Origin of the sequence: Alteromonas sp. DY56-G5 (assembly GCF_041414725.1) — a bacterium.
Taxonomy (GTDB): domain Bacteria; phylum Pseudomonadota; class Gammaproteobacteria; order Enterobacterales; family Alteromonadaceae; genus Alteromonas; species Alteromonas macleodii.
This window is the reverse complement of the sequence record NZ_JANHZQ010000001.1, coordinates 90,181-102,488: the sequence shown is the minus strand read 5'-3', so window position 1 is coordinate 102,488 and position 12,308 is coordinate 90,181. Positions and strand designations below refer to the sequence as shown.

The 12,308-nt window shown below is 45.0% G+C and carries 11 protein-coding genes; 3 read left to right on the top strand and 8 right to left on the bottom strand.

Features of this window, described 5'->3' with window-relative positions; genetic code table 11:
• Positions 1–3: 3 nt before the first annotated feature.
• From NO989_RS00405 to NO989_RS00385, 5 genes are all read right to left on the bottom strand, one after another.
• On the bottom strand, positions 4–585 hold the full coding sequence (locus NO989_RS00405) for a DUF3299 domain-containing protein (RefSeq protein WP_014951170.1): 582 nt from the start codon (positions 583–585) through the stop codon (positions 4–6).
• Positions 586–735: 150 nt separating this feature from the next.
• The gene (locus tag NO989_RS00400; RefSeq protein ID WP_014977706.1) at positions 736–942 is read right to left on the bottom strand and encodes a DUF2892 domain-containing protein; all 207 of its coding nucleotides are present in this window, start codon (positions 940–942) and stop codon (positions 736–738) included.
• Between the two features lie 27 nt (positions 943–969).
• Positions 970–2,583 carry a hypothetical protein gene (locus NO989_RS00395; RefSeq protein WP_371341852.1) on the bottom strand — a complete coding sequence of 538 codons (1,614 nt, stop codon included), beginning with the start codon at positions 2,581–2,583 and terminating at the stop codon, positions 970–972.
• Between the two features lie 28 nt (positions 2,584–2,611).
• On the bottom strand, positions 2,612–3,502 hold the full coding sequence (locus tag NO989_RS00390; protein ID WP_014951173.1) for an outer membrane lipoprotein-sorting protein: 891 nt from the start codon (positions 3,500–3,502) through the stop codon (positions 2,612–2,614).
• Position 3,503: 1 nt separating this feature from the next.
• Entirely contained in the window at positions 3,504–6,107 is a 2,604-nt protein-coding gene (locus NO989_RS00385) for an RND family transporter (RefSeq protein WP_156087160.1), read from the bottom strand.
• Positions 6,108–7,196: 1,089 nt separating this feature from the next.
• Between NO989_RS00385 and NO989_RS00380 the strand changes: the two genes are divergently transcribed.
• The 3 genes from NO989_RS00380 (at position 7,197) to NO989_RS00370 (ending at position 10,017) form a co-directional block, all read left to right on the top strand.
• Positions 7,197–8,360 (top strand): MFS transporter, encoded by a 1,164-nt coding sequence (locus NO989_RS00380; RefSeq protein WP_207198635.1) that lies wholly within the window; start codon positions 7,197–7,199, stop codon positions 8,358–8,360.
• A gap of 490 nt (positions 8,361–8,850) precedes the next feature.
• The gene (locus NO989_RS00375) at positions 8,851–9,624 is read left to right on the top strand and encodes a siderophore-interacting protein (RefSeq protein ID WP_371341851.1); all 774 of its coding nucleotides are present in this window, start codon (positions 8,851–8,853) and stop codon (positions 9,622–9,624) included.
• Positions 9,625–9,825: 201 nt separating this feature from the next.
• Positions 9,826–10,017, top strand: coding sequence for a CsbD family protein (locus NO989_RS00370; RefSeq protein ID WP_014951177.1), 192 nt, complete (start codon positions 9,826–9,828; stop codon positions 10,015–10,017).
• Between the two features lie 156 nt (positions 10,018–10,173).
• On the opposite strand, the gene NO989_RS00365 is transcribed toward NO989_RS00370, so the two are convergent.
• The 3 genes from NO989_RS00365 to NO989_RS00355 are packed head-to-tail and all read right to left on the bottom strand — an operon-like array spanning position 10,174 to position 12,033.
• A complete protein-coding gene (locus NO989_RS00365) occupies positions 10,174–10,695 on the bottom strand; it encodes a hypothetical protein (protein ID WP_014951178.1) in 522 nt (173 codons plus the stop codon).
• The gene (locus NO989_RS00360; protein ID WP_371341850.1) at positions 10,685–11,539 is read right to left on the bottom strand and encodes an anti-sigma factor; all 855 of its coding nucleotides are present in this window, start codon (positions 11,537–11,539) and stop codon (positions 10,685–10,687) included. The genes NO989_RS00365 and NO989_RS00360 overlap by 11 nt, the downstream gene beginning before the upstream one ends.
• The gene (locus tag NO989_RS00355) at positions 11,536–12,033 is read right to left on the bottom strand and encodes an RNA polymerase sigma factor (protein WP_371341849.1); all 498 of its coding nucleotides are present in this window, start codon (positions 12,031–12,033) and stop codon (positions 11,536–11,538) included. The genes NO989_RS00360 and NO989_RS00355 overlap by 4 nt, the downstream gene beginning before the upstream one ends.
• Positions 12,034–12,308: the final 275 nt, after the last annotated feature.

Here is a 12,308-nt window from a genome sequence, read left to right as displayed (position 1 = left end):
CAGTTACTCCTCGTAAAGCGCGAAGCTGTCTAGCACTAACGAATAAGCAGATGTACCTAGTGCGCTTTCGTGGTTGTCTATTTTTACCGTGCCTTCAAACCAATAAGGGTCGTACAAGTTCTCAACTGCAATGCCTTCTTTGTATTCAACATACAAAATTTGATTTGGCGGTGGTGGTGGCATGTGTAAGCAAGCCCCAAAATAAGGAACGACGAAAAAAGCCGTCGCTTTTTGCTCATCGTTTTGCTCTAAAGGCACTATAAATCCAGGGATGCGGATAGCCTTCCCGTCAAACGCCTCTATCACTCGCGTCGACACTAACGCTTGTTGGTATCGCTGTGCTTGTTCATCTTCTAGCTGCTTTGAAGCAAAGTCATCGACAGAGTCGGCGGCAGAGCCATCGGCAATATCGTTTAAAAACTCAGGCCTGTTTAAAAGCGCGCTCAAATCGTCCTCGGGCATAAGAGCTACCCAGTCAATTTCCTCGTAATTGGCGGCTTGGGTTGGGTTTAACGTGCTAAATAAAACCAATAGTGCCGCAATTAAACCGAATTTAACGCTAGAAAGCGTGACAGAAAATTTCACAAAGATGACCTAACATACTATTTAACAATCATGTTATAACATATCACAACGTAGTGAATTGCGATAAGCGTTTATCTTTGCAAAATGTTACTTAGCGCCAATTACTCAATAGAGAATGCTTTGCTAGCGCATTTGTGAAGCATCAGTTAATTACGCTAGTTCCCGTTCACTTTTAAGCCCAAGCACGTGTTTAAAAAATAGCGTTGCTGGGCAAAAGCCAGTGAAGCTCTGTTGGAACAAGTTTGCGCCAATAAACACGGTAAACCACATAAAGTTTGCATGAACAAACTGGGTTAGTAATACAGACAACAACACCATGAGCCCTGCGAAGGCGGTTAATGCTTTTTCCTGAGACATAGCGTAATCCTTAAATATTGGAAGAGATTAAAAATAAAATCGATAGGCAATAAACGCATTACTTGCGTCTTCAAACTGCCCCCAAAACGTATAGTTATCCTTACCTGAAAAGACATTCACCCCCGCTCTCACTTGCCACTTGTCGGTGGGCGAATAAGCCACTGTAGTCTTTAGGTATCCGTCGCTATCGCTGGGTGAATAAAACAGAAAGGTATTTAACGTCAGTGTTTGACGAAGTGCTAACCACGTTAAACGGGTCGTCACCCAATGGCGGTATTTTTCTTGAACTCGCTCAGAAGACGAGACTGTTCTATTTAGGCCATCCGCATTGTGTAAGTACTCGGTGTACCACTGGAAACCACCGGTAAGATTTGCGGCAATTTCTTGGCTATAGCCTAGTAGGAAACGACTTTGATCATTCGCTATTTGCCCGTCACTTCCATCCATGTCTTCAAGGCTGTTGTAGAAAACGTATTCCGCATTTGCTATCCCCCGCCCCAGAGGCGCGACAACACTTGCGCCATAGGCATTTATTTTACTGTAGCGCGGTCTTCCAAGAGAATCTGTCGCGGTGGGCTGCCTTGTATAACCGGTGTAACCATAGCCTGCAATCTCCATCCCCTTAACAGATTTATACACCCTTAAGGCAAGCTCACTTCCTCGTGGGCGATTATCACGTTCAACAGAAAACGAAGGGGCAATGTTTTCATCCAATTGCGGGCTGTAAAAAGAAAATATTTCGCCTGTAATACCAATATCAGGCTCAAATTCAGGTGTGACGACTAAATCTACATTGGCAAAATCCGTGTAGCCCGACACCTTTAATGCATTACTCGGCGCTTTAAGGTATTCGTCTTCTCTTCCTGCAAAGAACGACTGATAATCTTTAGGGAAGAGATCATTTAAGAACAAGTAATCCCCTGTCCCCCAAGTCAGCACTTGCTTACCGACTTTAATGTCAAATGCATTTGCCCATTCCCCCGTGCCGACCAAAGCGCTGGGTAGAATACTGCTTAAGCTACCTTGCCATGCCAGTTCGCGAAATTGTGATTCCCACGACGACGTTACGCCGTCATACCAAACGTCGGCTTTACTGGAAATGGAGGAACTGTCTAATGCATAGTCTGCGCGAAGTTGAACTCTGGCGTCGCGCAATGTGCTGTTATTTAACACAGATGGCGCGTTAGCAGCTTGAAAACTCTCGTTCATTTGTGAATTCTGACTGCCAAACGCGGTAGCCATGTCACGGGAAAAACGGTTTCCTACGGCGAGCTCGGTGAAACCAGAAATACGAAGCTTACTTTTGCTGTCAGTGCCCCATTCGTCATCCCACTTATCGCTCCAATCGTCACCTGATTCGACATTATCCTCCTCAGGCCACACGCTGTCCCACTCGTCGTTTACGTTAGCTTTGTACTCTTGTGTGCCGATTTTTAACGGGTCTTTTGGGTTCTGGCTTTCAACATTTAACGTCTGAGCGCTTAACGGTAAACTTACTACTGCCATTGATGCAAAAATGAAAATAATCGGCGCGAGCAAAGCGTGCGCCCTCCATTGCTTTTTAACCCACTCAGAAAGACCATAGGCTTGGCTAGGCAGCGTTATCCATATGGATGGAGCTAGTAATTTAGGCAAGCGCACCGTGCTAAATTCCTTTTTCAAGATTGTGTTATTTAATATAGCGTTGCGGTGGCACACGTAGGCTACGCTCACTAAATATGCTATCTGGAAGACCTATGTCGTATTCAATCCCTCTGAATTCCATAAGGGTATAGCCACCTGATGCAAGGTCCGTCACCTTACTTCTCACCACAGTAGGATTGCCCTGTATAGTCTCAATAGTTACAGCTTCAACGCGGCGGTAGTTATTGTCACCCTTATAAAAGTTAATTAAGGTGGGCAAATAAGTGTCTTTGTCTATCTCTACTACATAGTGGCTGAACTCAACGAGCGCTGTGTCCTTGGGCGTTGCTTTTAAGTGATAATGAGTTTGGGTTTGTTCAAGCAGCTCAAAACTGTCCTGGGCCGTTGCGCGGCCGGAAACATCTTCATAGAAGAAATGAGAACCAACAAACGATGTACGTTTATCGCCAGCCGCTATCCGCTTTACCAAATCTAAAGCCGGCAAATATAACCAACGGTCGTCATCAGAATTAAGCGCCGCATGCTTCTCAACGCGAAATACCGTGCCTTCAACCTCAGTAGGACGGCTAAAGAAAACCAGCATACGTTGATCGCCGGTGTCGGCGCCTGCCTCATTCGGCACATCTTTGCGCAGAATAGTAAACTGACGCATTTGCTTTCGACCTTGCTCATCTACAATGAGCATTCTCGCCATTGAACGTCCGTCATTGCCCGCGTAGTACGCCGCCTGCTCAGCCTTATTAACGATTTCAGCAACATCGATACTACTGCTGCTTTCGTCGCTTTGGGTTGCCAAGGCTTGAGCGAATCCATTACCCGATATAAGTAATAGCGCAACAAGGCCCCTGAACATGCTTCGAAGGTTTCGTATTTTTGGTCGACGCCACATGAACACTGATAATATGGAAATACGCATTTTAGGCCTCCTTGAAAACCCAACGTTTAAGCAACGTCATAGCAGCTGGCAACACCAGCAGCGTAACGAGTGCTGAAATAAACATAATACTTGCCAGAAAAATGCCCACGGTGATGTAAGGCACAAGTGGTGCTAAAAGCAGCGGCGTAAAGCCAAGCGCGATGACCAGCGCATTACGAGTAATAGCGCTAGCAGGCTCTTCAAACATGGCATCAAACGTTTTACTCACGCTACCCGTTTGCTTGTAAATCTCTTTGGCTCTAGCCAGAAAGTGAATGGCAAAGTCTACCGACAAACCCAATGTCAGGGCTGAAAGCACGGCAATAGGCATATCGTAATCTTTACCTACAATGCCAATAGCACCGTAAATAAAGGTGATAGTTATGGTAAGGGGCAGCATGGCTAATACACCGAATATCAGTGAGCGCAGCAGCAATACCATCATCACAAAAACAATAATGAAGGCGCTAAGTAAGCTGTCTAACATGCCTGCAACCATGTTGTCCTGCCACACCACATTTAGGTATGCCTTACCTGCCCATTGATATGTCAGGCCATCAGGCAGTGTGTGTTGAGCGAAGTAGTTATCGACTAACTCAATTACCTCGGTCATATCTTGGTTGTCACCACTGGATAGTTGTAGCCACACCAAGGTTTTACGATAGTCTGGTGTCACGAAATGCCACAAGTCTTGAGGCCTATGAGAGGACTGATATTGCAAGAGCGTCTGTGCTATCGCCGGCTGAGTATTAGGTAACTCGTAGTCGCTGTCATTGCCCGAATGCAGCTCTCGGTTAACCACTTTAATCACATCACTGAGGGACTGAGTTTTACCCACCAGCGTTTGAGTGCTTAGGTAATTTTGCAGGTCTGAAAGCAGCGCTACATTATCGGGCTGTTGAAACGTTTTGCTTGTGCCTTTAATTTCATCAATGCTTGAAAGCAATCGATTTAAAGCGTCATATTCGTCGCTCTCAAGATCACCAAATAATGCATCATCGACGGCAAATGCGAGAGTCTCAAAATTATTGCCGGCATTTTCATTGTTTAGTGTATCGAGGGTTGTTTCACGCCATTCATCTAATGAAGGGGGCAACTCTGCACTTAGCAGTATTTCACCTGCACTTTTCAGCTTGCGGGTATCTTCAATAACAATGTACGCGTTATACGTACCCGCAAACTCCCTATTAAGCGCATTATCGGCTACACGAATTTCATGATTTTCTTTAAACCAGCGCACAGGATTATCGTTAATTTGTATTTGGAAAATACCCCACACTGATACCGCTGAAATCACCATAAACGCAACGAGTAATGCCCCTTTATAATTTAGCGCCAAGGTGCGAATACCGTACACAAATCGCTGTAAGTATGTTGTTTTCATTGATGAGGTATTGGCATCGGCGTGCAGTGCAGACTGCAATTTTGCGAGCGCCTCTGGCGACATTCTTGATATATAAGCAGGTATAAAGGTAAGCGTAATAGCGAAAGCCAACAGAATACCTGAGCCAATGAAAGCACCGAAAATCTGTACGGGTGGAATGGGAGTTAGCATAAGTGAATAGAACCCTGCCGCAGAGGTCAGCGACGTAAACAGCATCGGCTGAAATAGGTGTTCAACCACTGTGGTAATCACTTGATCGGCCTTTTGACCTGGTTTATAGCGGTCTGAAAACTCAGACAATATATGCACCGAGTCAACAACAGCGATAGGCATCAAAAATATGGCAATCATGGATGACATGATGTGCACAGTGAAACCTAAGCCGATTAGCGCCCCCATTGTGATAATTACCGTTGCCATTGCCACCACCATCGGGGCGGTAATCAGCGTAAAATTGCGGAAAAAGACAAAGAGGAGGATAAAAATCATTAGTCCCGCAGCTGGCGCTGAAATTGCCATTTGAATAAACATTTCAACGCCGAATTGATCTTCAGCAACAGGGAGTCCTGTTATGTGCCACTGCAATGTTTCGTTTGTTGTATTCGCGCCAATATAGGCACGAATGTCTTCCGCAATACGGAAGCTCTCATTTTTATCTTTAATGGGCACATAGATAGCCGCAGCATTGTGTGATGAGGAAGCCAGGCTCCCCTGTAACATTGGAAGGCGTGCAATAGCATTGGCAATGTAATCTGCTTCCTCTTGCGATGATGGGGCTTGTGACATCATCCAAGAGAACTTGAGCTCACCGTCGTCACCTTGAGTAATATTGTCCACTGTTGAGAACGACATGACATCTCTAGCAATAACCCCCTCAGTGTTTAATATTTGCTGGGTAACACCGTCTATTGCTTGCAGGTTGTTTGGTGTGTAGATGCCTTTATTGGTACTTAAAGCAGCATTATGAGTGGCTGTGTCATTGGCTGGTGATGCTATAACCCCCACCACTATCGCGTCGTGCATAGCAAAAGTATGCTTCACATCGTTATGAAAGACGCGGGCAGGATGATTGGCTTCAAGCATATTCTCTGGGTCGGTGTCTATCGTAATTAGCCGCATTTGATAAGCGCAAAAGACAACAGCCAACAGTAAAGCGGCATAAACCCACTTACCTTTCCGGGTAGAGAGGAACAGTAATTTTTCAATAACTGCCGTGAACATAGCTATGAACTCCTACTAGGAAATACATTGATTCCCTCTAATCGTGATACGACTGGGTTAACTCCATCCACTGTGTTTCCTTGGCGTGTTGAGTGGCGCTCCACTTTCACAAACCATGACCTTTGATCTGCAGAACATTTCACAACGCCTACCTGCGTTAGCAAAAACAATGGGTACATTTATGGGCCACAGCGTTTATGGGACACAGTATTAAATTAGATTACTCTAATATATAAATAATCTAATGTATTTTTAGAAAAGATCAAGAGCAATGCGACGAGTAACACAGAGAAAAGAAAAGTGTTTGTAAAACGCTACACACCACCGAGAAAAAACTACATACCTACTCAACCTTAGTTTTTCAAATACGAGCTACCCGCTGTCCAAAAATAAAAATAATCTTTAAAAATCAGTAAGTTAAAATTATTCTAAATTGAATTTAAGGTTTGGCACAGATCACGCATACATTAGACTAACGGATAAATACAGAACGCAGTTTGTAGCTAGGATAGCTTTAGCGACGGAGAGGCCAAATTGCGTAGATGACAAATACTGAAGGTGACGACATGGGAAGTGCATGGAGTGTGTCACCAAGGAAAAACGGATGTGTCAGTATTGTAGCTAATGGATGCCTGTAGAAGATTCGTTAAATTGCTGGTCGATGATGAGGTTAGGTAAAAGACAACCTAATTAAACTCGCAGGATGCAAGGCACTTGTTTCATAAGGATTGCAAACAAGCTCTGAGTACCTACATCGCAAGCACCGACAGTGATGTCTCGTGCAGCAAGGGATTGTTGACCCAATTTGGATTCGTTGAATGTACGTGTGTGTTGCTTCAGCGAGACCATAGTGAGGACACTGGTAATGTCGTCGATGTTATTAGTGAGTTGTCATCCGACGACTACCCTCTCCCCTCAAAGGCCCATCCCGGCCTTTACATACCTCTGATTTTGGCCCGCCTTTGGCGGGCATTTTTTTATCTTCATTTGTGATAAAATTGCGTTGATTCTTTATCGCCTAACAAAAGGGCTACCTGCGTGCTTTCGCCGTCTGCATCTACTATCGTTTTTAGAGTTCTTTTTTGTGCGTTGCTCGCTACGTCTGTTGGCCAAAGCGTAATGCTTACCACACTCCCTTCTATGGGGCGACAGGCGAACCTTTCTGAATTCCACATTGCCACTATTATGTCTAGCTCTGCACTTATCTTTGCGTTCGGTACGAATGTGTGGAGCAAAGTCGCTAAGCGTGCGGGCTTCAAACGTATTTTAATGGTTGGTCTGTCGGGTTATAGCTTGGGCACGTTTGCCTTCGCTAGTGCATGGATGGCAGGATTTTCTGGCATTATAAGCGGCACCAATTTGTTTTTGGCATTGTTGATAAGCCGAAGTCTGCAATCAACCATTATGTCTGCAACTCCGCCATCTGCGGTAGGTTACGCCGTCGCCATCAGTACGCCCCAAAGTCGAGTAAGTGCAATCAGCAAAGTAACCTCTGCAAGCAACGTAGGGCAAATTGTGGGGCCCGCCTACGCTGGGCTTTTAGTCGGTTTTGGCTTATTGGCACCATTGTACAGCATCGTGTTGCTAACCTTACTGGCGCTTACATTGGTATATTTTAAGCTACCTGTTCTGCCGCCTTTGTCTCAGCAAAAAAACGCTCAGCAGACTAGCGACAATAACCAAGCGCCTAGCAAAGTACCTTATGTATTCGTCGCTGCATGTATTTGTGTATTTTGCGCAATGGCGATGATGCAGCAATCACTGGGTTTCTTTTTTATCGATTTTTACGACTATTCACCCGTAGACGCTGCTCGGCAAGTGGGTTTCGCGATGATGGTCAGTGCTGCCGCGTCTCTTACAGCCCAATTTGGGTGGGTACAAAAAGGCCGAATAAGCAAAGAAGCGATGATCACTATCGCGCTTCCGCTATTGGGCTTAGCCTACTTGCTGCTCTTTCTTCAACATTCGTTATTTATGCTTTATGCGGCCATGACATTAATGGGTTTAGGTATGGGAATGGCCTACCCATCTTTGGCAGCTGCAGCAACGACCTACTGCGCCCCCTCTCAACAAGCCACTATCACTGGGTTAATTACAGCGACTACTGCCATGGGCTACGTAATAGGTCCGCCACTGGCAGCTTTCATTTACCAACTGGACATCGCGCTACCGTTCGCTATAGCGTCAGCGCTAATCGCAGCAACCACGTGCGTCGTCTACATAACATTACGAAGAATAAGACACGTTGGCTAGGGCCTGTTTACCGTTGCTATACATTTGGCCCAATTCGTCATCAAAGCTAAACAGGCCTTAGCGAATTAATGCCAGCCTGACAGGTGACAGGAATACGCCTATTTCAAAGGTATTTATTTTTTTACCTTTTATTTTTAAAAAAGCGGAACCTTTTTATAATTAGGCTATCTTAACTTATACATGAAGTCGTTGAGTGTGCGTCTTTGTGGTGTGTAAATGTGTTTTCCAAGTTATGTTGTGGTTTTTTAAGGGGCTTTTTAGCCCCTTTTCTTTTGCTCTAATCTTCCCTTTTCCAGTGCGTATTCCTCGCTTATTTTTATAATGCTAATCCAACGTACACCTATCTGTTTTATTTGTATCAGTTTTTCTCAAGACCGGTCAGTTAATCTAAAAAATAGAACTAAACAATCCTGATCATTTCACCTTTAGAAATGGAAATGAGAATTATTACCAATATAAAATAGTTACTCAAGATTACAGGAGTAAGCTAATGTCTAAACCGCAACCTCGCAGAGCTATTGTCACCCAATCAGTCCGAATTACCCCAAATATGCAGCGTGTAAACCTTAGTGGGGAAGACCTTTTTACCTTTCCCTCGGTCACTGCAGGTGCGTACATTAAACTTATGTTCGACCTAGAAGGAAACCCGCTGAAACGCCCCACAGACACAAGCCAAGTGGCAATGCGCACCTATACAGTTGCGCACTTTGACGCAGAGAAGCCTGAAATGGTTCTGGATATGGTTATCCATGCCGATGGTGGTAAAACTGGCCCTGCGTCGGCATGGGCAACAAGTACAAAGCCCGGCGACATCATCACGCTCGCAGGGCCCGGTTCTAGTAAGGGACTCAGCGAGCAATATGATTGGATACTGTTGGCTGGCGACATGACAGCGCTTCCTAGTATTAGAAATCACCTTGCCGAGCTTCCTGTGCAAACCAAAGGCTACGCCGTGATTAAAATTGAAGACGAAAAGGATGCGGTTACACTTAAAAAGCCCGAAGGAGTAACGGTGATATGGGAACATGAGCAATCTTTACCTTCCCGCCTTGACCAGTTAACTTGGCTCGACGGAAACCCCACAGTTTGGGTGGCGTGTGAATTTTCTGATATGCGGGCGATTCGGGCATGGCTCAAGGACGAAAAATTCGTGGCGCACGAGAATATTTACATTAGCAGCTACTGGAAGAAAGGCCGCAGCGAAGATCAACATAAAATAGAAAAAAGGCAGGACAGTGAAGCGTATGCTAAAACATTGGCCTAGTTGATGACTATGCTTCCTGTAGGCTTTGCAAGAACTTGTAAATTCTGCATAAAAACCAACTGTGCGGCAGGATTTTCACAAACAACAAATTCAATACTTTCATACACCTACATAATGGAACAGCATTTGCTGCTAAGAAAATAACTGGCCAATTATTCCGCCAGTTTTTTCAACCAATTGTTTGGATAAGGAGAGCAAGTTATGAACAGTGATCGTATTGAAGGTAATTGGAAAGAAATGAAAGGTAAGGTGCAGCAAAAGTGGGGCAAACTTACCGATGACGACCTAGATGTAATTGACGGTCGACGTGAAGAACTAGTAGGTAAGATTCAACAAGCTTATGGCAAAAGCCGTGACGAAGCTGAAAAAGAGGTCGATGGTTATTTTAATTAATCGCCGTCTTCAATATATGAATTAAAACACTGGCAGTATAACAATCTGGTATCACTGTGTTGTTAATCTTTACTGCTACTAAAAGGGCCGCTGCATAATGCAGCGGCCCTTTTATTTGTGTCGTAATCAAGGGAGGTTATGCCCTTTGATTTTTTATCACTCTTCCGTCTTAGGCTGTAAGTTATCGCGAACTTCCCTTGCGTCAAAGCTCGTTGCCGACGTTGGACGCGTACCTTTGCCTATCTCAATGCTCAAGATACTTTCGATCTCACTTTGCTGAGAGCCCCCTACAAATACACCCGTTTCGAATTGGGTAGTAGGGTGGTAGGACGTTCTGCAAGTGAGCACACCGCACTCGGTAACCCGTGCATATCGCTGGCTAAAGCCTGCGGTAGGTGTAGTTTGCACGGTCTCCTTATCTACTAAGGTCTCTCGGTCAGTCACTACAAACCAGTCGTAACCTTCTAATAACGTAAGTTCGGCAGCACGGAGCATGGCGTAATCCATCGCCTTGCCTTTATCAGACCCCTTCGCTTTGAAATGCACGCGGTATTGGGTATCACTCAACTTACTTTCCGTGTAGCCAAAGCCGCCTTTTTTGGCCTGTCTATAATCGGGTTGACTGGCGCAGCCCGCCATAATTAATATCGCAAGTACTAACATAATTTTAGTTTTCATCATTTACTCCTTCGGCCTTGTCAGCTAGCCAAGTTGCTTCAATTGCGTTTTTCTCTTGCTCTCGGTTTAATGGCGCAGACGCCATCATTTTGTCTAACTCTTCTTCCATTACTTTAGCGCTAGTGGCGGTTTGATATTGACCTGCATTCTCACCTAGCTCGTCCAATTTGCTAGCGGCAAGCTGCCACGCACCTTGCTTATCTTTACAAGCAATCATTACATTTAGTTCATCTTTCGATGCGACTTCAGCCTGTCTACAGTAGTTAAACTCCGTATTTACGAAAGACAACTGCGGCGTAACCGTCACGCCTGAATCAAAGGTTGTTGCTTCGCCAGTTAGGTTACTATCGAGTACCGATGATACTCTCGCCCAATGAGAAGGCTGCGTTGTTTCAGCGCCCTGTTGATTAAAGAACACTAAGCCCGCTAATACCGCCACACTCGCAGCTATTGCAGAAGGCCCCTTCCACTTCGTTTGTTTATGTGGCGCACTATTAGTTGAATTCGCTTTCTTTGGAAACGGCTTAACGTTTTCCGCAGGGCTTTGATTTACAGAGCCTTGCTTTGCAGCGCTTACGCTGGCTAAGCTTGTATCGGATACCTGTACGTCGCTTGCCTGGCTTAACGGTTTTTCATCACTCAAAAGTGCCACGATTTCTTTAGGCAGCGCCACTGCTGTCGCTTTTTCTGCAGCAACTTTCACAACTCTATCCACTTCTGCAAGTGCGGCGAGTCGGTCAGAAACGGTAACATCGTGCGCTATCGCTTCACGAACCAGATCCATCTCAGCGGTATCTAACTCTCCATCTAAAAATGCTGAGAGTTTTTCGTCAGTTAAGATCACGATAGCACCTCGTTTTGACCATTTATTAAGTTTGATATTTTTGCTCTCGCTCTAGCAAGACGGCTCATAATGGTGCCCGTCGGTACCTGCAACACTTCAGAAGCATCCGCGTAACTCATCCCTTGTACAGCAACCAAAGAAAGGGTTTCTCTTTGCTCACAGGGTAACTCATCCATAGCGCTTGAGACTTGTTTAAGCGTAATTGTCTGCGTTATAGCGTCATCTATGTCATTGCAGCTATTCGCCGATTGCGCTTCATAGGAAAGGGCATCAGTCGCATTGGTTCTAACTTTCTTCGCTCTGTATTCGTCTATCCAACAGTTGCGGCACACTCTAAATGCCCAAGCCATTAATGTAACTTGCTCAGGAAGCGGTTTACTCAATAGCCGTTCAAGCGTGTTCTGAAGTAAATCATCAGCATCATGCATGTTACCCGTCAACGAATATGCAAACTTTCGCAATGACGGGACGAGTTCAGTCAACTCATCTTTCATTTTCATGTACCTTTGTGAGGTTTCCCGTTATCTCTACCCTGTTAACGAGCCACTTTTGTTTTTATTCCACGTACTAAGACCTATTTTTTTACTGCACTGTATTGCAGCGGCCTGTGAGCCATCTAGACAAGGCGAATGTTTAACAGTCTAAAGGGTCGCATTGGAATTTTTCTTCTGTCTAATCGTCACTACACTGTATGGTAGTGGTAAATGCCTGTTCGCCTTTAGCGCACATTTAGAACAACGTTTGTGCACAATGGACCACAGGCTTCTAA

Excerpts from the sequence above, each read along its gene's own strand:
- NO989_RS00400 (WP_014977706.1), bottom strand. The coding sequence starts at position 942 with ATGTCTCAGGAAAAAGCATTAACCGCCTTCGCAGGGCTCATGGTGTTG.
- NO989_RS00390 (WP_014951173.1), bottom strand. The coding sequence starts at position 3,502 with ATGCGTATTTCCATATTATCAGTGTTCATGTGGCGTCGACCAAAAATA.
- NO989_RS00385 (WP_156087160.1), bottom strand. The coding sequence starts at position 6,107 with ATGTTCACGGCAGTTATTGAAAAATTACTGTTCCTCTCTACCCGGAAA.
- NO989_RS00375 (WP_371341851.1), top strand. The coding sequence starts at position 8,851 with ATGTCTAAACCGCAACCTCGCAGAGCTATTGTCACCCAATCAGTCCGA.
- NO989_RS00370 (WP_014951177.1), top strand. The coding sequence starts at position 9,826 with ATGAACAGTGATCGTATTGAAGGTAATTGGAAAGAAATGAAAGGTAAG.
- NO989_RS00365 (WP_014951178.1), bottom strand. The coding sequence starts at position 10,695 with ATGAAAACTAAAATTATGTTAGTACTTGCGATATTAATTATGGCGGGC.
- NO989_RS00355 (WP_371341849.1), bottom strand. The coding sequence starts at position 12,033 with ATGAAAGATGAGTTGACTGAACTCGTCCCGTCATTGCGAAAGTTTGCA.